Consider the following 20,793-nt stretch of genomic DNA (forward strand, 5'->3'; position numbering starts at 1 on the left):
ACAAACCTTGATACCGGAACCCCGCTTCTCACTCCCCGATCAACACGCCCCTTGACCAGCCACGCCCACGCCTAACTGAACGGCGTTGGGACTAGTCGTCCAGCGCGGTACGCGAGGCCATGTCGGGCGACCAGGTGAACTGGTAGCGCGGGCCGGCGACCGACTGGGCGAACGCCTTCGCCGCGGCCGAGGAGCTCACGATGCGCCAGTCCAGCTCCTTGTTCACCTCGAACCAGATGAGGCCGATGATGTCCTTGTGTCCGGGCAGCGCCCGGAACGCCTCCTTGATCCATTCGGCTTTGCGCTTGTGGCCGTCGGAGGCACCGGTCTCGGTGATGACCATCGGTTTGCTGCTGAACGTGCGGATCTCCTTGATGGTGGGGTTGAAGATCGAGTCGAAGGACCGGTACCTGGAGAACGCCCCCGTGCCGTAGTAGCCGGTGGCGCCCACCCAGTCGACGTAGTCGTCGCCCGGATAGAGGGCGGAGAGCTTCGGCGTCGACCTGCTCCATCGGGCGTTCGGGCTCCAGACCCAGCTGACGTTGGTGGCCCCGGCCGTTTGGAACAGATCATGTACGTGGCGCCACGCCTTGACGTAGTCACCCTTTCGGTTGCCGTTGACCGACTCGCACCACGGGTACCAGAAGCCGTTCATCTCGTGTGCGAACCGGATCGCCACCGGGTAGCCGAGCGACTTGATCCCTTCGGCCCAGGACCGCAGGTAGCTGTCGAAGTCCCCCCGCGCGATCCGGGACAACCGGTAGGCAGGCTGGTTGGAGCGGAGCTTGTCGATCTCACGGGCGGGCAACCGCTTCTTGCGGGCCGCTTCGTCCAGCCGGTAGTCCCAGGGTTCCCAGCCCAGCATCGGCAGCATGCCCCGGTCCTTGATCCGGTCGAAGGGCGTCCGGTCGAACTGGTCGGCCGCCCACCCGGCGCTGAACAGCATCACCTGCGGCTGGTGCTTGGCGGCCGCCGTGAACGTGTCCAGCGCGGTGAAGTCGTACGGGCCCTTCTGGGTGAAGGCCCCGATGAACGTCTTCCCCGCGGGCGGGAAGAGTTGCCGCTCGGGTGGTGGTGACAGGATCGGGTCGGGCGGCGCGAGCCCGTTGGCTTCGGCCGTCACCACCGAGTCCTGTTGCTCGGCCGGCGCAGGCCGGTGGGACGCGGGTTCCTCCCGGAGCCGGGACGTGGTGACCGGCGCGACGGCGAAGGCGTACGCCAGCAGCAGCACGCCGACCGACACCATCGCGACCCGTGGAACAGTAAGCCTTACCAAGACACTCCCCCGTTTCGCCGCCGCCCGCGACAGCTGCGGGCGGCGTTCCTTCCTGCCGGCCCGGACCGGCCGGCTCGTCTCCTCGTGCTGCTCACGCCGGGCCACGGGACGCCTGGTTGTCGGGCGCGGTGCGCGGAAGTGAGCCCGGCGACCAGGTGAACTGGTAGCGAGGGTCGGCGACCCCCTCGGCGAACGCCTTCGCCACTGCCGGGGAGCTGGCGACCCGCCAGTCCAGCTCCTTGTTCACCTCGAACCAGATGAGGCCGATGATGTCCTGGTATCGGGGCAGCACCTGGAACGCGTCTTTGATCCACTCCGCCTTGCGCCCGGTGGCGTCCGAGGCACCGGTCTCGGTGATGACCATCGGCTTCCTGCTGAACGTGCGGATCTCGGTGATGGTGGGGCCGAAGATCGCCTCGAAGGAGCGGTAGTCCGTGAAGACCCCCGTGCCGTAGTAGCCCGTGGCGCCCACCCAGTCGACGTAGTCGTCGCCGGGGTAGAACTCGGACATGTTCCCGGTGGACTTGTCCCAGCGGGCATTCGGGCTCCACACCCAGATGACGTTCGTGGCCCCGGCCGCCCGGAACAGATCATGTACGTGGCGCCACGCCTTGACGTACTCGCCCGGCCGGTTGCCGTTGGTCGCCTCGGACCACGGATACCAGTCACCGTTCATCTCGTGCGCGAACCGGATGGCCACCGGATAGCCGAGCGACCTGATCCCGTCGGCCCAGGAGCGCAGGTAGGGATCGAAGTCCCCACCCGTGATGCGGGACAACTGGTAGGCGGGCTGGTTGGAGCGGAGCTTGTCGATCTCCCGGGCCTGCAGATTCTTCTCGCGGGCCGCCTGGTCCACCAGGTAGTCCCAGGGTTCCCAGCCCAGCATCGGCAGCATGCCCCGGTCCTTGATCCGGTCGAACAGCGTCCGGTCGAACCGGTCGGCCGCCCAGCCCGAGCTGAACAGCATCACCTGCGGCTCGTGCTTGGCGGCCGCCGCGAACATGTTCGTCGCGGTGAAGTCGTGCGGGCCCTTCTCGGTCATCAGGCCGATGAACGCCTTGCCGGCCGGCGGGAAGAGTTCCGCAGCCGGTCGGGGTGGCGCGGCCGGTGCGGCCGGTGCGGCCGTCGCCAGCGCCTCGCCCGTCCTCACCGCGCCCGGCTCGGCCCGCGCAACCCGGCCGGACGGGCCGACCTCCCGGCCCCCGGACATGGTGATCGGCGCGATGGCGAACGCGTAGGTCAGCAGCAGCGCGCCGACCAGCACGACCAGGACCCGCGGAACGCTCAACCTCAACATTGCAGAATCCCTTCGGCCGCCACCCGCGACGTCGGCGGGCGGTCCTCGCTGTCGGCGCGAGCGACCAGCTCGGCCGTGTCGCCATCCGCGGGCAGGTATTGGGGCTCGGGCATCTAATCGGCCAGCTTCGTGCGCGGGAGCATGTCCGGCGACCAGGTGAACTGGTAGCGAGGATCGGCGACCGCCTTGGCGAAGGCCTTTGCCACGGCCGGTGAGCTGACGATGCGCCAGTCCAGTTCCTTCTGCTTGTCCACCTCGAACCAGATGACGCCGATGATGTCCCGGTAGCGCGGCAGCATCCGGAATGCCTCGGTGATCCACTCGGCCTTGCGCCCGTTGGCGTCGGAGGCACCGGTCTCGGTGATGACCAGCGGTTTGCTGGTGAAGGCCCGGATCTCCTGGATGGATTGGCTGAAGATCGTGTCGAAGGACCGGTAGTCCGAGGTGAACACCGTGCTGTAGTAGCCCGAGATGCCCACCCAGTCGACGTAGTCATCCCCGGGATAGAACGTGGCAAGTTTCGGCGTCGAGTCGTCCCACCTGTTGTTCGGGCTCCACACCCAGGTGACGTTGGTGGCTCCGGCGGCCCGGAACAGGTCATGGATGTGCCGCCACGCCTTGACGTAGTCACCCGGTTGGTTGCCGTTGACCGACTCGCACCACGGGTACCAGTAGCCGTTCATCTCGTGCCCGAACCGGATGGCCACCGGATAGCCGAGCGACTTGATGCCGTCGGCCCAGGACCGCAGGTAGCTGTCGAAGTCCCCACGCGCGATGTGGGACAACCGGTACTGGGGTTGCTCGTTCCGTGCCTTGTCGATCTCCGGGGTCGGGAGCCCCTTCCTGACGGCTGTTTCACCCAACCGGTAGTCCCACGGCTCCCAGCCCAGCATCGGCAGCATGCCCCGGTCCTTGATCCGGTCGAACAGCGTCCGGTCGAAGGCGTCGACCGCCCACCCGGAGCTGAAGAGCATGACCTGCGGCTGGTGTTCCGCCGCCGCGGTGAACATGTTCATCGCGGTGAAGTCGTGCGGGCCCGTCTCGGTCATCACCCCGATGAACGTCTTTCCCGCCGGCGGGAAGAGTTGCTGAGCCGGTCGGAGCGCGGCGCCGGGCTGGGCGAGCGCCTCCGCGTCGGCCTTCGCCACCCGGCCGGACCGGGAATCCCCCGGGCCCCGGGAGGCGGTGACGGCCGGCAGGGCGAAGGCGTAGACCACCAGCAGCGCGCCGATCAGCAGCATCACGACCCGCGGCACGGTGAGCCTCGTCATCGCGCGACCCCTTCAGCCGGCACCCGTGACTTCGGCGGGTGCCGTTCCGCGCTGTCGGCGCCGGCGGCGGGCTCGGCCGCGTCGTCGTGCTGCTCACGGCGGGCCCGGATGTTCGAGACGAGCGCGATCAGCGGCGGAACGAGCCCGGTCAGGAGGGTCAGGACCGGCCACACCCGCAGCATGGTGAAGCCGTGGTCCAGCACGAAACTCGCCCCGAGCAGGCCGGCGGCGAAGGCGGCCCAGCAGAAGTGCAGCCGGAAGGTGCCGAGCGACTCGATGGTGCGCAACTTCCCCTTGGCTGTCACCACGAACCCGAGCTTCCGCCGCAGCAGCGCACCGACCGCGGCGGCCACGTAGACCGGCCCGGCGAACAACGCGAGTGCCATGCCGACCAGCCCGATCTCTTCCCGTTCGTGCGGCGCGATGTTGAAGCGGCGCAGCCAGAGCCACAGCAGGAACCAGGTGCCCATGCTCGAGCCCCACAGCACCGACCACACGGTGAGGTCGAGCTGCGCCGAGCTCACCCCGGTGAGCAGGTACAGGGCCGTGGCGAAGTTCCCCAGCAACAGGCTGACCGCCACGCTCGGGTAGTAGAACTGGAGCAGGCGGTACTGCCAGCGCCGTCGCGCGGGCAGCTCGCGCGGCGCGCGCAGCTCGGGGCGTACCAGGATCTCGCAGATGCCGGCCGCCCAGCGCTTCTGCTGGTTGAAGTAGTCCGCCCACGACGTCGGGCCCTCCCCGAGGGCGACCACGTCCGGGGTGTAGACGCCCTTCCACTGGTTGCCCGTCTCGGGGTTGACGGCGGCGTGGATCCGGATGCTGGTCAGGTGGTCCTCGATGATCGAGTCCTGGTAGCCGCCGATGGTCCGCCACGCCGACGGCCGGTAGAGATGGCCGGTGCCGGTGAGCAGCGGCGCGTCCAGGCCGTTCCCGCCGCGGGCGATCAGACCGTTGTAGAGGTACTGCTGGACCGAGGCGCCGTGGGCTACGAAGTTCTGGTGCATGTTGCCGTAGACCTGCGGCGTGACCACGAAGGCGACGTCCGGGTCGCGGAAGTAGCCGAGGGTCCGTTCCAGGAAGTTCGGCAGCGGCACGTGGTCCGGATCGACGTTGGCGACCACGTCGTACCGGTCCTCGTGTTCGGCCCGCCAGGCGTTGTGGTTGCCCGACTTCGTCCGGGCGCGGAACTCACCGCTCGGCTGGTTGTACTCGGGGCGGCCCTTGCGGCTGAAGTGGTGCACGCCGATCCGGGCCGCCATCTCCCGCACCGCCGGATCGTCCCCCTCGTCGAGGATCCAGACGTCCACCTGGCCGCAGTAGACGATCTGCCGCAGCCGCCGCAGGGTCCGCTCGGCGACGTCGATCGGCTCCTTGCTGGGCACGATCGTGGTGAGCAGCGCCACCCGCAGGCCGACCGGAGGATCGACCGGCACCGGGTCCTTGGCGTGGTACGCGAACACCCAGACGACCACGTTCTGCGCGAGGCGGATCAGCTCGACCCCGACGACCACGCAGAAGCCGAGCCGGGCCGCCGCCGTCTGCCAGCCGCCGAGCCCGAGCACGCCCGAGCCGGGCACGTGCGCGGGCAGCAGCAGCCACCCGACGAGCAACAACCCGGCCGCGCTGTTGACGAGGACGAGCAGGGTCAGCATCAGCCGGGCCGCGGGCGAGGCGACATGGCGGAACTCGACCGGCGCCTGCGGGTCCCGCGGCGCGACCAGCGGTCCGGCGATCGCACCGCACTTCGCGTACGCGAGGCGGGCCTTGATGTTCAGTTGCCGACGGTCGGGGCGCCGGCCGGATGGCGGCTGCGCCGAGGTGACCGTCGGACGCCTGCCGGGGGTTCCCTCCCCCGCGGATTCAGACCGGCGCGTATCGACGGCGACGCCCACGTTTCCCCCAAGGGTTCGACTTGCTCGCCACGAACTCGGCGCGGGCCGATCGTGAGCGGCTGATACGGATGGACACTGCGGATTGCGCGATGACGATCGACGGGCCCGGCGCTCGCCGCCGGCGCGCCACCGGTCAGAGATCGCTCCGCTCGTTCACCAGCAGGGCCAGCGTCAGCCCCGTGAGTCTCCAGACCTGCGCCACCTGATACCTCGTGCGGAGCAGCCGCTCCTTCGCCCCGCCGATGCCCTGCACCGGGTCGGCGCGCTCCCCGAGCCGGATCACCCACAGTCTGCGGGTGTCCCGCAGGCACCCGGCCACGTCGGCGCACTCGGCGACCGGCCCCCGGCCGTCGGCGCGCTGCGGGCCGGTGGCGAGGACGTCTCGCGGCCGGCGGTCGGCGGGCAGGTAGTGCGCCACCAGGTCCCGGCCGACCCGTCCGTCGCCCGCGTCCGACGAGCCGTAGACGGCGCCGTCGTTGGGTTGCAGGCGGCGTTCGACGACCTCCGCGAGCCGGCGGCTGGCCTGCTGGTGTCCGTCCGGTTCCCGCAGGTCGGCCTGGGCCGGGGCACCGATCACCGCGATCGCCGCCAGCACACCCGCGGCCCAGCCGAGCCGGGCGCGGGACAGCGCGGCCGCGCCGAGCATCGCCCACGCCGGAAGGGTGAAGAGCAGGTACTGCGGCAGCCAGACAGGCGTCACCTGGGCGACCAGCAACAGCGCGAGCGGCGGCACCACCGCCCAGGCGGTGCACACGGCGGCGGAGTACCGCAGCGGGAGGCTGAACAACGCCAGCGCGAGCAGCACGGCGCCCAGTGCGGCGACGCCGAACAGCTCCCGGGGGGTCGCGGCCAGCGCCGACAGGCTCGGGTGCGCGTTCCGCGCGAGCGATACGCCGTGCGGCGCGGCGAGCCAGAGCAACGCGGCCGCGGGCAGCGCGCCCGCCAGCGCTGCGGCCAGCCACCGGAGCGCCTTGTCGCGCCGGAAGGCGAACACCGCCCAGCCGTGCCCGACCAGCAGCAGGAGCGCGACGACGTTGCCTAGGCCCAGCAGCGCCACGGCACCGGCGTAGCGGGCGAAGCGCCAGAACCACGGCCGGTCGATCGCCGGCACCAGGAGCGACGTGGCGAACACCGCGGCGAGCAGGGTCAACGCGTACGGCTGGGCCTCCTGCGCGTACCGCGTCGAGGTCGGCAGCAACGCGAAGAGCAACCCGGCCAGGACCCCGGTGGCCGGCGCGAACATCCGGGCCGCCAGTACGCCGACCAGCGCTGCCGCCGCGGTCATGGCCAGCATGGAGGGCGCGCGCAGGGCGAGGTCAGAGCTGCCGAAGACCTCCGCCCACGCGCGCATCAGCAGGTGATAGGGCGCTTCGGTGGCGTCGCTCGAGTGGAGGAGGGACCAGTTGTCCCGCCAGGACGAGTTGGCCCTGGCCCAGGTCGCGAGTTCCTCCGTGCGGAGTCCGGGTGCGCCGGCCCCGACGACGCTCAGCGCGCCCATCAGCAGCGCCGGGACCAGCCAGGCGGCGGTACGCCACCGCGGGGCGTCGGTCGCCGGGCGACCGGGGGCGGGGACGCCGTGCCCTTCTCCCCAGGGGTCCTCGACGCTGGCCTCGGCCGACCCGAGCCGGGGCAGGACCATGGTGTCCGAGTCCTTCATCGTGTCTCACGCATCTCCGTGGGATTCCGGCGGTCGTGGCCCAGGCCGCCCCGAGGGACGTCAGGCAGGGTGTCCGCGTGGTGCGCGGATGGCGCAGCACGACCCGCGCCGGAGGGGCCTGGGCCGGTGCCGCAACTCGCTTCGGAGCTTATTGAGCAAACCTCAGCAGAGGACGCCGAACGCCCGCAAAAGCGGCGAAAGTGGCAGCTCAGGACAGATACGGCAAAAGATGCAATGATCGCAGCATCAGGACGGCGCAGCCCACCGTCGGACGGCGGAGCTGCCAAGATCTCCCGGTACGACCGTACGGCTGAACCAAGATCGACATCGCCGCGTACGGCGCGCCGAACTCAGCCTCGGGGCACTATCGGTCCAGGCTCGCCGGGAGGCCGAACGTGGCGAACAGGCCGGGTGCCTTGACCACGTCCATCGCGCGGAGGAGGCCCGCCTCCACGCGTAGCACGATCAGCGCGAACGGGCGGAACGTGGCGTCGCCGGCACCGCGGACGTAGGCGGCCACGGCCGGCTGACGGTCGGCGGCCATGGCCAGCATCCGCCACTGGCCGGGGGTGTTCATGTCCCGGCGCAGCGCGTCGGCGACGGCAAGCTTGCCGGACCACTCGCCGACGTCCGGCTCGATGGTCAACCGGACGTCCTCGCGGAGCAGGTCCACCAGGGCCTCGGGGTCGGCCCGTTCGTGCGCGGCGATGTACCGCCGCAGCAGCTCACGCTGCGCCGGATCCGGTGCACCGGTGGGCGACCACTCCAGTCGACCACCCGGCCACCGGTCGCGGAGCGTCGCCCGAGCGCGCTGCAGGGCACTGTTGACCGCCGGCACGGTCGTGTCGAGCAGGGCGGCCACCTCACTCGCCGACCAGGACAGCACGTCCCGCAGCACGAGCACGGCCCGCTGGCGGGGCGGCAACAGCTGGATCGCGGCGAGGAACGCCAGACCGAACGTCTCGCGGCCGATGGCCACCGCGTCGGGACCCGGGTGCTCGTCGAGCAGTTCATCCGGGTACGGCTGCAGCTGCGGGCGGGTGCGCCGTAGCGTGTCCAAGCAGGCGTTGGTGGCGATGCGGTACAGCCAGGTTCGAACGCTGGAACGCTCCTCGAACGCGTCCCTGGACCGCCACGCCCGCAGGAAGACCTCCTGCACGTGGTCCTCCGCCGCATCGAATGAGCCGAGCATCCGGTAGCAGTGGACCTGCAGTTCGCGGTGGTACCGGCGGGTCAGCTCCGCGAAACTCGTGGCGTCCACAGCACCGTTCATACCCGTACCGACGAGAAAAAGTTGGCCGGCTCATCGGACACTTCACGGCCCCGCTGCGTCTACCCGGGCATGGCAGTTGTTGAAGCGGACATCTCGATGTCGCTGGACGGGTTCGTCACCGGGCCCGATCTGGAGCGGTGGCCCGGGTTCGGCAAGGGTGGCGAACGCTTGCACGCGTGGCTCGACCACGAGGAGGGGCGGCGGCTGAGCAGGGCGACGTTCGCCGCGTCCGGCGCCGTCGTGACGAGCCGGCGGGTATACGACGACACCGATGGCTGGGCGGCCGAAGGCGGCTTCTTCCGCATGCCGGTCTTCGTGGTGACCCACCGGCCACACGGCGTCGTACGCAAGGGCGACACCACGTTCACGTTCGTGACCGGCGGAGTGGCCGCCGCGATCGAAGCGGCCAGGGCCACCGCCGGCGACCAACGGGTCCACATCATGGGCGGCGCGTCGGTCATCCAGCAGGCGCTGCGGACCGGACTTGTCGATCACCTGCGGCTGCACGTCGTACCGCTCCTGCTGGGGTCCGGCACCGCGCTGTTCGACGGCGCCGGTCCGGAACTGGACCACCTGGAGACTGTCGACACCCCGGAGGCCACCCACGTGACGTACCGGGTGGGGCGAGTCGGGACCTGACCCGCGACGGCCGCGGCTCCGTGGCGACTCGCACGGAATGGCAACTGCTAACGCAGCACCTCGGCACGGTCCCGTAGCGGCTCCCACCAGTCCCGGCGCGACCGGTACCACTGCACGGTGGCAGCCAGGCCCTGGTCGAACGGGATGCGGGGCGTGAAGCCGAGCTGGGTCCGGATCTTCCTGGTGTCCACGGAGTACCTGCGGTCGTGGCCCTTGCGGTCATCGACGTAGCAGATCCGTTCCGGGCCGGCACCGCATGCGGTCAGCAGCCGTTCGGCCAGTTGCCGGTTCGTCAGTTCCATGCCGCCGCCGATGTTGTAGACCTCGCCCGGCCGCCCTCCGCTGAGGACCGCCGCGACCGCGCGGCAGTGGTCGTCGACGTGCAGCCAGTCCCGGACGTGCTGGCCGTCGCCGTAGAGCGGCACGCTGCCGCCCTCCATCAGCCGGGTGATGAACAGCGGGATGATCTTCTCGGGGAACTGGTAGGGCCCGTAGTTGTTGGAGCACCGGGTGACCAGCGTCGGCACGTTGTGCGTGCGGTGGTAGGAGCGGACCAGGAGCTCCGCAGCGGCCTTGGTGGCGGCGTACGGCGAATTGGGCTCCAGCGGGCAGTTCTCGTCCCAGGAGCCGTGGGCTATCGACCCGTAGACCTCGTCGGTCGACACGTGCACGAACCTGCGCGGCCGGTGCCGTACGGCCGCGTCCAGCAGCACCTGGGTGCCCTGCACGTTGGTGCGCACGAACGCCGCGGCCTGATTGATGGACCGGTCCACGTGCGTTTCGGCGGCGAAGTGCACCACGGCATCGTGCCCGCTCATCAACTCGTCGACCAGATCCTCGTCGCAGATGTCGCCGAGGATGAAGCGCAGCCGCGGGTCGTCGCCGACGGGGTCGAGATTGGCCATCACGCCGGAATAGGTGAGTTTGTCGAGCACCGTGACGCGGACGCCGTCCAGCGCCGGATAGGCGCCGCCGAGGATCCGGCGCACGAAATTCGAGCCGATGAAGCCGGCACCACCGGTCACCAGAAGCCTCATCACGCCGGTCCCTTCAGCCGAGCACCGTGGGCGGCGTGACCCTCCGTGCCGAGTAGGTCGATGGCGACCGGGCTGCAAAGCTCCACGAAAACCTCCGAGAAGAGGAGCCGATGCGATGATTCGGAGCGTACGCCGCGCTCCCGTGCACTCTTTCTCTGGAATTGCTGGAACAGCGGGACAAGTGACGGTAATTCCGCGCCCGCGATTTCGGTGGCGAGCTGGGCGGGGCTGTTCGCCAGTGCGGAGATCCGCGGGCGCCGCGCGAGTCGGGCGACAATTGCGCCGACGCGCCCGCGCGGGGTGGCCGCTCAGGCGGCGTCCGCCAGCTCCGCCTCGGGCATGGTCCGCGCATCGACCAGCCGGCTGAGGGCGTGCGTGCGGGCGTCGAGCAACGCGAGCAGGACCGGCGGGTCGAGGGCCCGGGCAGGCCGCAGGACCAGCTCGGTGGAGACGAGCGTGTCGGGCCGGATGGTGATCGGCCCGGCGGTCGCGACCGCCACTGGTCGGTCGGCGCGGTCGTGGGCCAGGCGGGCCGGACCTCGATCGACCGAGACCGACTGGGCGAGCAGGTACCAACTGCCCGGCGGGGGGTTGTCGAACAAGATCCGGTTGGCGTGCCGCAACACGCCGCAGCGGACCGGACTACCTTCGGGAAGTCGGTCGGCGAACAGGCCGACGAAGATCAGCGCGTTCTCGTCCGGGCAGGCCAACCGCACGTCGCAGGAGAGGGCCGCGTTACCGAAGCCGGAGCCGTCGGCGCCGGCCCGGATCTCCGTGGCGTATCCGGCGCGGCGCCGGTAGATGGTGGGCGACATCCCGACGCTGCGGCTGAATCGGGAACTGAACGTGCCGACGCTGTTGTATCCGACGCTGACGCTGATGTCGGCCACCTTCATCCGTGTCGAGACCAGCAGCTCCTTGGCCCGCTGCAGGCGCAGGGCGGAGAGGAACCGACCGGGCGACACACCCGTGACCCGCTGGAACATGCGGGTGAAATGGAATTTGCTGAACATCGCCGCACGGGCCATGTCATCCACCGTGAGTTGCTCACCCAGGCGTTCCTGCATCGCATTGATGGCTCGTAGAACCGCCGTTTCGGAAGTGTGCTCCATCACGTCTCCCCCTAGCAAGACCTCTCGAAAGGAATACCGCGGACACCCATTATTCGAAGGGCGGTCCCATGAATTGAAAGGCTCGACCGAATCAGATACAGGCCAGCATCATCAATTCCGCGATTTCCTTCGCCAGGCTAACTGGCCTCCCTCGTCCCGGGCAACCCTCGGCTGGGATCGGCGCCGCCAACCGCAATCGCGAAGTAAAAATGGATACCGGCGATATTCGATATCGTGCGCACCGGGCGAGAGCTTCCCGCACTCCATTGAAACGGCTGCACTCCACCGGCGAAAACGAGAAACAACCCGAAGGACACGGGCCTGCGCACCGGAGATGACCGAGCGCCGAACGCCGGCGGCGGCCGGGGCGGCTCAGGGACGTCCGTCAACGTCGGTCGTCGATACCGGCGGCCCGGAACTCGGCGGGGTCGGCCCGAGCGGCCCCGGCGGTCCACGGCGCCGGCCTGGCGGCCAACCGGTCAGTGCTCACCCAGATGGCGGGCCAGCCAGTCGCCGCTGGCGACAGATGGTGGCCACGGCCTCGGGGGCCGCGCCCGGGGGCACCGGGGCGCCCGGCGGACGGGCGGCAACAATGACGGCACGGCACAGTCCCTTCGCACGACGCTCACCGGTCGACACCATCGTCCGGGCGGCGCCGCCCGACCACATCTTCCGCATTGCGCAGCGCCGCGAATCGGTACCGGTCCCGGTGGGGCCGCACGCCTCGCCGTTTGCAGTGGACGGTCGCCGGCAGCTGTGGACAGCGGCGACAGGTCGGCGGCATCGACATTCATCGCTGGCCGTCCGGGTGTCGTGCGGCGGTCTCAGAACGGCAAGCCGGGAGATGTCCACTCACCCGGGTGACTGCCACGCTCATCCTCATGACCGAATTCGAGGGCAGGAAGGTACCTGTCACCGGCGGCGGCATCGGCATCGGACTGGCTACCGCGCAGCGCCTGGCCGAGGCCGGCGCACACGTCGTCATCGCGGGTCGCGATGCGGCGCGGGGGCATCCGGGTCAACTCGATCACCCCGGGGCACATCGGCACCGACATGTTCGCCGGTCTCACCGGCGGCTCGGAGCAGGTGGCCGAGACGTTCCGGAGCCAGGTGGCACTGGGCCGGATCGGCGATCCCGCCGAGGTGTCCGAGGCGGTGCTGTTCCTGCTGTCCCGCCGGTCGTCGTACGTGACCGGGCAGGAGCTCGTGGTGGACGGCGGGCTGCTCGGTTCCGTCCCGCTCGCCCCCATGCCCAGTTGAGCATTGCGCGAGGAAGGTCGACCTACGATGGGTGAGAAAGCACGCCGGGCGCTGGTCCTCGGCGGCAGCTACGGCGGATTGTTCGCCGCTCGGGTGTTGTCCGAGCAGTACGACGAGGTCGTGATCGTGGATCGGGACCGGCTGGTGGGCACGACCGGGCCGCGGCGCGGCCGGCCCCAGGGCCGGCACATCAACGCCATGCACGTACGCGGGTTGCAGGTGGCCGAGGAGCTCTTCCCCGGATTCATCCAGGAGCTCGTCGCGGACGGCTGCCCCACCGGCGACTACGCGGGCTCGGTCCGCTGGTTCTTCAACGGCAAGCCGCTACGGCGTGAGGACATCGGCTACACCGCGGTGCCGGCGACCGCTCCGCTGATGGAACGGCACGTCCGGGAGCGGGTCGAGCAGTTGCCGGCCGTCCGGTTCGTCGAGCGGTGCGACATCGTCGACCTCGTGGCGAGCGCCGATCGCAGCCGGATCACCGGCGCCCGGGTACGCCACCTGGAAGGCGACGGCGGCGAGGAGGTCATCGAGGCCGATCTGGTGGTCGACGCCACCGGGCGGGGTTCCCGGACCCCCGCGATGCTGACCAAGTTCGGCTATCCCCGGGTGCCCGAGGACCGCATCAAGATCGACCTCGGCTACGTCACCCAGCACTACGAGCTGGACGACGATCCCTGGGCGGGCGACCTCGCCATCATCCCGGTGGCCTACCCGGATTCCCCGCGCGGCGCGATCTTCACGCAGACGGACCACGGCAAGGTGGAGCTGACCGTCTACGGGCTGCTCGGCGACCACCCGCCGACCGATCAGGAGGGCTTCTACGCGTTCGTCAAGTCGTTGTGCGTGCCGGACATCCACGAGGCACTGCGCAGCGCCCGGCCGATCGACGAGCCCGTCCCCTTCCACTACCCGGTCACCCTGCGCCGCCGGTACGAGCGGATGTCCCGCTTCCCGGCGGGTCTCGTGATCACCGGCGACGCGGTCACCAGCTTCAACCCGGTGTACGCCCAGGGCATGACCGTCGCCGCGCTGTCGGCCCTGACGTTGCGCAGGCACCTCCGGCGGGACAGCGCGCCGGATCCGGCGGCGTACTTCCAGGACCTCGCCAGCAGCGTCATCGACGCGGCCTGGGAGATGACGACCACCGTCGACCTCGGCTTCCCCGGCGTGCCGGGCGACCGCTCGATGAAGGTCCGCTTCCTCCAGCGCTTCCTCTCGCTGGTGCAGGCGGCGGCGACCCGGGACCCGAAGGTGACCACCGCGTACATGCGCGCGGCCGGGATGGTCGACCCCCCGCAGGCACTGATGCGGCCGGCGACACTGCTGCGGGTGCTCGTCGGCGCGCTCAAGCGCTCCACCGGCAGCCAGGCGCGGCAACCCGCGCTCACCCGCCCGGGCTGATCAGCCGGCCCACCGACGCGGGCCCGTCGCCGGTCTCCAGCGGACCGCGCGACGGGCCCGGCGTCTCAGTCGTCCCGCCCCGCCGCGTGATCGGTGTCTGCGGCGTGCCGCAGCAGAGCGTGGTGCTGGTGGGCCATGCGGTGCAGGACCGTGAACGCGACATTGAGGAGAACGGTCTGCGCCACCGCCGCGCCCCGGTCGATGACGGCGTCCTTGTGGGCCAGCAGGTCCAGCTCGGCGACGGCCAGTTGCTCCGCGAGGGCCGCCAGGCCGTCGAAGGCGGTCAGTTCGGCGTCGCAGCCGAGTTCGCGGAGCGCGACGATCACCTCGGCGAGCACCTGGGAGCCGGAACGCCCTCGCTGGTGGTCCCAGTAGAGCCCGTCCACATAGCGCGCCGCCTCGTCGGCGTGCTCGCCGGGGGGCGGGGCCGTCCCCCGGCCCGCCCCCGGGCAGAGCGCCCGGTTGACGGCGCCGACGACCTCGGTCAGCGGAACGCGCGTGTCGTCCACCGCGGCGAGCAGCTCGCGCACCGACGAAAGCTCCAGCCCGCCGATCCCGGCAAGCGCGCGAATCAGTCGTACGCGGCGAAGATGCTTTTCACCGTAGACGGCCTGATTTCGTGCGGTGGGAGTGCCCGGCATGAGCAACCGTTCTCGGAGATAAAACTTGATGGTCGGGACCGGCGCACCGCTGCGCCGGCTCAGATCCGATATGCGCATCGCTCCCCCAGGACATGATGGCCATCTATATCTTACCTCGCGGGACGCCCTGGTAAACATGGCGATCGGGGCCGGCCGCCGGGGAGAACCTCGGCTGCCGGCCACGGATCCGGCCAGGTGCCGCCACCGTGCCCGGCTTACCCGGTCGGATAGTCGCTCCACGGCTAGTGTTGGCCATCGAGACAGCGGTCTGTCCCTACATTTCCTGTAGGCAATTTCGGCTGACCGCACGCCGCGCCCCGACCGACGCACGGCGCGTTGACCATCGGCCACCGCGTGGTTACCCTTCATCATGCCTATGGCGCCGGGACCGTCCAACGCCGACCCGGCCGCCCCGGCGCTCGACCAACTCCGGGGGGAGAATCGTTGCACTCGGGCGTGCAGAGAGCCGTGGAAAGAGTCATCGACCGAATGCTCATGAATCCGTCCGAGGAATTGACCGTCGGAGAAATGGCGCGTATTGCGCGATTCAGCAAATTTCACTTCACCCGGGTGTTCCAGCGGGTCACCGGAATATCGCCCGGGCGATTCCTCTCGGCCATCCGGCTCCAGGAGGCGAAACAGCTGCTGACCACCACGGATCTCACGGTCGCCGACATCAGCATCCGCGTCGGCTACAACAGCGTGGGCACCTTCAGCACCCGATTCACCAAGAGTGTCGGGCTCTCCCCGACGACCTACCGCCGGCTCGGCGGCTTCGCCCCGGCGGTCTGCACCCGCCCCCGCCCGGCGCGGGCCAACACCATCACCGGCACGCTCAGCGGGATACACCGCGGACTGATCTACATGGGTGTCTTCCCTAACCGGATCCCCGAAGGCGCCCCGATGAACTGCGCCGTCCTCGACGAGCCCGGCACCTTCCACTTCAGCGGCATCCCCGACGGCACCTGGTACGTCCTGTGCCAGTCCGTGTCCGGCTCCCCGCTTGACCTGACGCCCGACGACGTGACGGTGGCCACCGCCGGCCCGATCACGGTGTCCGGCAACCGCGATTTCCATCTCGACGCGCAGCTGCTGCCGGTGTCCAAGCTCGACCCGCCGGTCCTGCTCGCGCTGCTCGACAGCCGCAAGGAGTCGCTCCGCCGCCGCGAGGCGGCCCTGGCGCACTGATCCGAGCCCCGCGCCCCGGCCAGGCCCCCAACTCCGCGCGGCCCGGCCCGACGTCGCCCCACACCGCCGGCCGGCGGGCCCGCCGCATCCGGGACGGGTACCCGCCCGGCGCAGCCCGCGGTCACCCCGGCTGGAGCACCCGTTCACGCCGCCGCAGCCCGCCGGCCGACCGCTCGATTGCCCCGGCGTCGGCCCGCCGTTCGGGCGCATGCACAGAGATGATTTCGGCCACAAACTGCGCGCAATATGTGTTCAGCCGGGCGAGGTCCTCGCCCTCTGAATCGATAGGAAAGCAGATGCGCGAAAAGTACGGTCCAAGCCTGCTGCGGGCGCGCCACGACAAGTTCCACGTCACCGAGGAGGCAGCGACGGAAATCGCATCGTTCAAATCCAAGCCGATCAACTTCAAGATCGGCTATTGGGATCCGAGAGTGAACGGAGTTCGGTATCTGAAATCATTGATGCACATTCTCGCCGCCGGGCTGAGCGACGAGAACTGGAAGCGGCTGCGGAGCATCCGCAACCGCACCGTGGGGGAGCCGATCACCATCACCTTCGACGGTGAGCCGGTGTGCATGGACTACCTGCAGTCGGTGCTCGAACTGGACTTCATCGCCGACAATGTCGAGCTCGAAGACACTCGGGTCCTGGAGATCGGCGCCGGGTACGGGCGTACCTGCCACACCATCCTGTCCAACCACGACGTACGCGAGTACCACATCATCGACCTGCCGAACTCCCTGACCCTGTCCACCCGATACCTGCGCTCCGTGCTCGACGACGAGCAGTTCGCCAAAGTCCGGTTCACCTCGATCGGTGATGTGGACGAGCAGTACACCGCCACCGACTTCGACCTCACGATCAACATCAGTTCGTTCTCCGAGATGACCGTGGAAACCGTCGACGACTATCTGGCGATGATCGATGCGCGAAGCCGCTACTTCTACATCCGGGACGCGGTCGGAAAGTATCTCGACAGCAGCCTCAACGACAATTCTGACGGGTATGAGGTCGTCAAGCTGGCACTGAGCACCGGCAAGCTACGCGACGTGATCGACATCCATGACAACCGCGCCGTCGAGGCGCACGTCGGGGCCTTCGTCGAGGCGTACCGCCCCGGACCGCGGTGGACCTGCATGGCCAACGCGTGGGCCCGGCCATGGGGCCACTACTGGCAGGCCGTCTACGGCAAGGACCAGATCCAGCGCCCGGTCGACAAGCACTTCGGGCTGGGCAGCCAGATCTGGCCCTGATCCCGCGGTCGCCCGTAGCGACGTCGGGCCGGGGCAGGCACCGGTACGCAGCCGGGCGCGCCGACACCACCCGGCGTAGCCCCGCCGGCACGGCCCCGTGGCGGATGACGGCCACGGCGGCCAGGTCGAGACCCGCACGTCACCGGTTCCGGGACGGCGCCGTTCACCTCGGACGGCGCCGTCTCGGCCGTGGCCCAGCCGGCAGACGCCACCCGGCCGGACGTCACCCGGTGGGACGTCACCCGGCCCGGGACGCCACTGTGCTGGACGTATCCGGATCGGGCTGCCTGCGGCTGGGCGTCGCGGCACGCCGACCGCTACCCGGCCCCATCGGCGGCTCGACCGACACACCCGGCGCCGGGCTGCCGGACCTACGCCGACCGACCGCCCGGGCACCGACCGTCGCCGCGCCGACCACCATGGGGAAGTGCCCTCCGTGATGGGCCGGACAAGACCGTGGACGGGTCTCGTCCTCCCAGCTCGGAGGGCATCTTCCAACTCCTGGGTCCCTCGGGCAGGGCCAGCACGGTCTCCCGGGGCACGGCGAGGCACTGGTTCTCCTCCTGCCGCAGGTTGCCCAGGTCAAGCGAGACGGCGCCGGGTGATCCCCGCCGTGCTGGGAGCCGGCTGCTGCTGGGTGCTCAGTTCTCCTCCAGGCGAGGTCAGATGTACTGGGTGTTCGGCGGCAGGCCACAGGCCAGCCGTCCGTAGAGCTCGAAGTTGGTGTCGGGGTGCATGATCGCGTGCAGGTTGAGCGCCTTGATGTCGCGTTCGATGCGCTGGATCGGCACGTCGGTGTGCAGCGAGGAGCCGCCGCTGGCGTCGGCCAGCACGTCGGCGGTCTCCTTGGCCCGCAGGCAGACGGCGCCGAGGTCCAGCCGGGCCCGGGCACGCTCCTCGAGCGTCCACGCATCGCCGGCGGCCGCCTTCGCGTCGATCATGTCGGCCGCACGGAAGATGTGGAATCCGGCCTCGTCCACCCGTACGGTCGCGCCGGCCACCTGCAGGTGGGTCAACGGCGCCGCGCTCTGCTCCGCGTAGTCGGTGTAGGTGATCTTGCGGCCCGGCAGCCGCTCCAGGAACGCATCCCTGGCGGCGACCGCCAGACCGTACGCGACCGCTCCGACGGTGGTGCAGGCGATCGGCATGAACGGTGCCCGCCACATCAGCGCGGACGGGTCCTGCTGCAGCGGGTGCGCACCGACGATGACCGGGCCCATCGACACCACTCGTTCGGCGGGCACGAAGACGTTCTCGGCCACCGTCGTGACACTGCCGGAGCCGCGCATCCCGACGGTGTGCCAGTCGTCGATCACCTGCAGGTCACTCATCGGGATCAGCACCATGATCGGCTCGTACTGCCCGTCCGGGGTGGGCCGGACCGCGGCGTTCACGTTCCAGTCGCTGTGCTGGGCGCCGGTGTTGAACGACCACTTGCCGTTGACCTGGTAGCCACCGTCGACCGGCACGGCCACGGCGCTCGGGCTGAGGATCCCGGCGATCCGCACGTCCGGATCGGCGAACACCTCCTCGCGCACGGCGTCCGGGAACAGGCCGGTCATCCAGCTGCTGATCAGCCAGACCGCGGCGGTCCAGCCGGTGGAACCGTCGCCGCGCGCTAGCTCGGCCACCACCTCGGCGACGGTACGCATGTCCGACTCGTAGCCCCCGTAGCGCTGGGGCACCCGCATGCGCAGCAGGCCCGAGCCGGAGAGCGCGGCGAGCGTCTCGTCGGTGAGCCGCCGCTGCTGCTCCGCCGCCAGCGCGTTGGCCCGCAGCAGCTTGCCGAGCTCGGCCGCGCGGCCCACCAGCTCGGTGCGCGACGGTGTGGTGACTGTCTCCATCGATCCTCCTCGAAACAAAGCAGCAGAGAACCCGCAACCCGGCCGGGCCACCGCTCTGGTGCAGGGGATGCTGGCCGATCACACCGGCCTGCCCTCGACTCTGGCAGCCGGCCCGGCGGCGACGCATCTTCCGGCATGCCCTCTCAGCCGCGGCCCCGGTGCGCCACCGGTTGGCCCAGCTCAGCCAGCCGGCGGCTGTCCACCTTGCCGGTCTCGTTGCGGGGCAGCGCATCCGGGACGACCCGGAAGGTCATCGGCAGCAGCACCTCGCCGAACCGCTGCCGCACGTGCGCGCGCCACTGCGCCGGAGCGGGCTCCGCACGGGGCACGACGTACGCGACCAGCCCGGTGACGATGCCGTCGGCACCGGACACCGGCAGCACGGCGCACTCGGCGACCGAGGCGTGCCCGAGCAGTACGGCCTCCACCTCGGCCAACTCGATCCGGTGCCCCTGGATCTTCACCTGCTGGTCACGGCGGCCACGAAACTCCAGCAGCCCGTCCGGACGGCGCAGGCCGAGGTCCCCGGTGCGGTACCAGGGCCCCGGACCACGGCCCGGCACGCCCCGGAAAGCCGGATGGCCACGATCGCCGTCGCCGGAACGGCCGAGGTAGCCCGGGGTCACGTAGGGGCTGCGGACGACCAACTCGCCGACCGTGCCGGGGGGGCAGTCCCGGTCGAGCTCGTCGAGAACCAGCACCTCTCGGCCCGGAATCGGCCATCCGATGGGGACCGGTCCCTGGCTGGTCCGCGGAATCCGGTGCCAGGTCGCCGCCACCGTCTCGGTCGGTCCGTAGAGATTGACCAGCTCCATCCCCGGGGCCGCCACGTGCAGGCCTTGGACCAGATCGTCCGGGACCGCCTCGCCCATCAGGAGCAACCGCCGCAGCGCCAGCCGGGCCCGTGCCCCGCCGAGGCTCTCCCGCAGCAGCTCACGGGCGAAGCTGGGCACGGTCTGCAGGACGTCGATCCGCTCCGCGGCCAGCCAGTCGAGCAGCCGACCGGGGTGCACGCGGACCGCCTCCGGCACCGGGCACAGCTGCGCCCCGGCCACCAGCGTCGCGAACGTCTCGCACAGCGCCGGGTCGTGCTCCGGGGCCACCCACTGCGCCACCCGCACGCCCGGGCCGAGCCCGAACTCACCGGCGAACCAGGTGCTGAACTGGGCCAGCGCGGCATGCGTCTGCGGCACCCCCTTGGGCTGCCCGGTGGAGCCGGACGTGTGCGCGATGTAGGCCCAGGCCTCCGGGGGGACGTTGTGCTCGGCCGGCTCGGCGTCTGGCAGGGCGGTCACGTCCAGCAGCGGGACGCCGGCGCGTTCGGCGTACCAGGCGGCGAGATCGTCGTCGGTGCCTCCGGTCAGCACCGCCGCCGGGCGTACGCTGTCGAGGATCATGCGGCCGCGGTCGCCGCCCGCGCCGGTGCCGGACCAGACCAGATGAGCGCCGGCGCGCAGCACGCCGAGCAGCGCCGCGTAGCGGTCGGGGCCGGCGGGCACCCGTACGGCGACCGGCCAGCCGGCGAGGCCGGGCAGGGCCGCGGCGATCCGGGCGGCCCGCCGGTCGAGGTCTCGGGCGGTGACCGGGCCGGTGCTCCAGGACACGGCGGTGGCCTCCGGAGCGGCCTGGGCGCGGTGCCGGACGAGCAGATGCACGGCGGCGCCGGGCGGTGCCGGGCTGGCGGCGGTCATGGCGGGGACACCTCCAGTTCGGGGCGGGCTCCGGGAAAAGTCTGGTCACGTGCGCCGG

The 20,793-nt window shown here is 70.4% G+C and carries 17 protein-coding genes and 1 pseudogene; 6 read left to right on the forward strand and 12 right to left on the reverse strand.

The window, feature by feature from the left end; genetic code table 11:
• Nucleotides 1-91 precede the first annotated feature (91 nt).
• The 6 genes from ACFYM6_RS26665 to ACFYM6_RS26690 form a co-directional block, all read right to left on the reverse strand.
• Complete coding sequence (locus tag ACFYM6_RS26665) at nucleotides 92-1,246, reverse strand: glycoside hydrolase family 26 protein (protein ID WP_387279802.1); 1,155 nt, start codon at nucleotides 1,244-1,246, stop codon at nucleotides 92-94.
• A 121-nt stretch (nucleotides 1,247-1,367) separates the two neighbouring features.
• Nucleotides 1,368-2,573: a glycoside hydrolase family 26 protein gene (locus ACFYM6_RS26670; protein ID WP_387279803.1), complete on the reverse strand. Its 1,206-nt coding sequence runs from the start codon at nucleotides 2,571-2,573 to the stop codon at nucleotides 1,368-1,370.
• A gap of 113 nt (nucleotides 2,574-2,686) precedes the next feature.
• Nucleotides 2,687-3,844, reverse strand: a complete 1,158-nt coding sequence (locus tag ACFYM6_RS26675) for a glycoside hydrolase family 26 protein (protein ID WP_387279805.1) — start codon at nucleotides 3,842-3,844, stop codon at nucleotides 2,687-2,689.
• Nucleotides 3,841-5,736 carry a glycosyltransferase family 2 protein gene (locus ACFYM6_RS26680; RefSeq protein ID WP_387279808.1) on the reverse strand — a complete coding sequence of 632 codons (1,896 nt, stop codon included), beginning with the start codon at nucleotides 5,734-5,736 and terminating at the stop codon, nucleotides 3,841-3,843. Before ACFYM6_RS26680 ends, ACFYM6_RS26675 begins: the two co-directional genes overlap by 4 nt.
• 133 nt (nucleotides 5,737-5,869) lie before the next feature.
• Complete coding sequence (locus ACFYM6_RS26685; protein WP_387279810.1) at nucleotides 5,870-7,393, reverse strand: hypothetical protein; 1,524 nt, start codon at nucleotides 7,391-7,393, stop codon at nucleotides 5,870-5,872.
• Between the two features lie 364 nt (nucleotides 7,394-7,757).
• On the reverse strand, nucleotides 7,758-8,654 hold the full coding sequence (locus tag ACFYM6_RS26690; RefSeq protein WP_387279812.1) for a sigma-70 family RNA polymerase sigma factor: 897 nt from the start codon (nucleotides 8,652-8,654) through the stop codon (nucleotides 7,758-7,760).
• 81 nt (nucleotides 8,655-8,735) lie between these two features.
• Between ACFYM6_RS26690 and ACFYM6_RS26695 the strand changes: the two genes are divergently transcribed.
• Nucleotides 8,736-9,305, forward strand: a complete 570-nt coding sequence (locus ACFYM6_RS26695) for a dihydrofolate reductase family protein (protein ID WP_387279814.1) — start codon at nucleotides 8,736-8,738, stop codon at nucleotides 9,303-9,305.
• 47 nt (nucleotides 9,306-9,352) lie between these two features.
• Here the strand turns inward: ACFYM6_RS26695 and rfbB are convergent, their stop codons facing one another.
• Complete coding sequence (gene rfbB / locus ACFYM6_RS26700) at nucleotides 9,353-10,342, reverse strand: dTDP-glucose 4,6-dehydratase (RefSeq protein ID WP_387279816.1); 990 nt, start codon at nucleotides 10,340-10,342, stop codon at nucleotides 9,353-9,355.
• A 308-nt stretch (nucleotides 10,343-10,650) separates the two neighbouring features.
• On the reverse strand, nucleotides 10,651-11,454 hold the full coding sequence (locus ACFYM6_RS26705; RefSeq protein ID WP_387279818.1) for a helix-turn-helix domain-containing protein: 804 nt from the start codon (nucleotides 11,452-11,454) through the stop codon (nucleotides 10,651-10,653).
• Nucleotides 11,455-12,335: 881 nt separating this feature from the next.
• Here ACFYM6_RS26705 and ACFYM6_RS26710 point away from each other — a divergent pair.
• The 3 genes and pseudogenes from ACFYM6_RS26710 to ACFYM6_RS26720 form a co-directional block, all read left to right on the forward strand.
• Nucleotides 12,336-12,416: pseudogene (locus ACFYM6_RS26710) on the forward strand (short-chain dehydrogenase); the annotation flags it as partial.
• A 34-nt stretch (nucleotides 12,417-12,450) separates the two neighbouring features.
• Nucleotides 12,451-12,714: an SDR family NAD(P)-dependent oxidoreductase gene (locus ACFYM6_RS26715; protein WP_387279820.1), complete on the forward strand. Its 264-nt coding sequence runs from the start codon at nucleotides 12,451-12,453 to the stop codon at nucleotides 12,712-12,714.
• Nucleotides 12,715-12,741: 27 nt separating this feature from the next.
• Complete coding sequence (locus tag ACFYM6_RS26720) at nucleotides 12,742-14,118, forward strand: FAD-dependent oxidoreductase (protein WP_387279822.1); 1,377 nt, start codon at nucleotides 12,742-12,744, stop codon at nucleotides 14,116-14,118.
• Between the two features lie 65 nt (nucleotides 14,119-14,183).
• Here ACFYM6_RS26720 and ACFYM6_RS26725 read toward each other — a convergent pair whose 3' ends face one another.
• A complete protein-coding gene (locus ACFYM6_RS26725; RefSeq protein WP_387279824.1) occupies nucleotides 14,184-15,131 on the reverse strand; it encodes a MerR family transcriptional regulator in 948 nt (315 codons plus the stop codon).
• Between the two features lie 117 nt (nucleotides 15,132-15,248).
• On the opposite strand from ACFYM6_RS26725, the gene ACFYM6_RS26730 reads away from it, so the two are divergent.
• Nucleotides 15,249-15,947, forward strand: coding sequence for a helix-turn-helix domain-containing protein (locus tag ACFYM6_RS26730; protein ID WP_387279826.1), 699 nt, complete (start codon nucleotides 15,249-15,251; stop codon nucleotides 15,945-15,947).
• 121 nt (nucleotides 15,948-16,068) lie between these two features.
• On the opposite strand, the gene ACFYM6_RS26735 is transcribed toward ACFYM6_RS26730, so the two are convergent.
• The gene (locus ACFYM6_RS26735) at nucleotides 16,069-16,356 is read right to left on the reverse strand and encodes a hypothetical protein (RefSeq protein ID WP_387280040.1); all 288 of its coding nucleotides are present in this window, start codon (nucleotides 16,354-16,356) and stop codon (nucleotides 16,069-16,071) included.
• On the opposite strand from ACFYM6_RS26735, the gene ACFYM6_RS26740 reads away from it, so the two are divergent.
• Nucleotides 16,244-17,200, forward strand: a complete 957-nt coding sequence (locus ACFYM6_RS26740; RefSeq protein WP_387280031.1) for a putative sugar O-methyltransferase — start codon at nucleotides 16,244-16,246, stop codon at nucleotides 17,198-17,200. The genes ACFYM6_RS26735 and ACFYM6_RS26740 overlap by 113 nt on opposite strands.
• Before the next feature lie 662 nt (nucleotides 17,201-17,862).
• On the opposite strand, the gene ACFYM6_RS26745 is transcribed toward ACFYM6_RS26740, so the two are convergent.
• A complete protein-coding gene (locus ACFYM6_RS26745) occupies nucleotides 17,863-19,044 on the reverse strand; it encodes an acyl-CoA dehydrogenase family protein (RefSeq protein WP_387279828.1) in 1,182 nt (393 codons plus the stop codon).
• A 143-nt stretch (nucleotides 19,045-19,187) separates the two neighbouring features.
• Nucleotides 19,188-20,735, reverse strand: a complete 1,548-nt coding sequence (locus ACFYM6_RS26750; RefSeq protein WP_387279829.1) for an AMP-binding protein — start codon at nucleotides 20,733-20,735, stop codon at nucleotides 19,188-19,190.
• Nucleotides 20,736-20,793 lie beyond the last annotated feature (58 nt).

Source organism: Micromonospora sp. NPDC006431 (assembly GCF_042870725.1).
In the GTDB taxonomy this organism is placed as follows: domain Bacteria; phylum Actinomycetota; class Actinomycetes; order Mycobacteriales; family Micromonosporaceae; genus Micromonospora.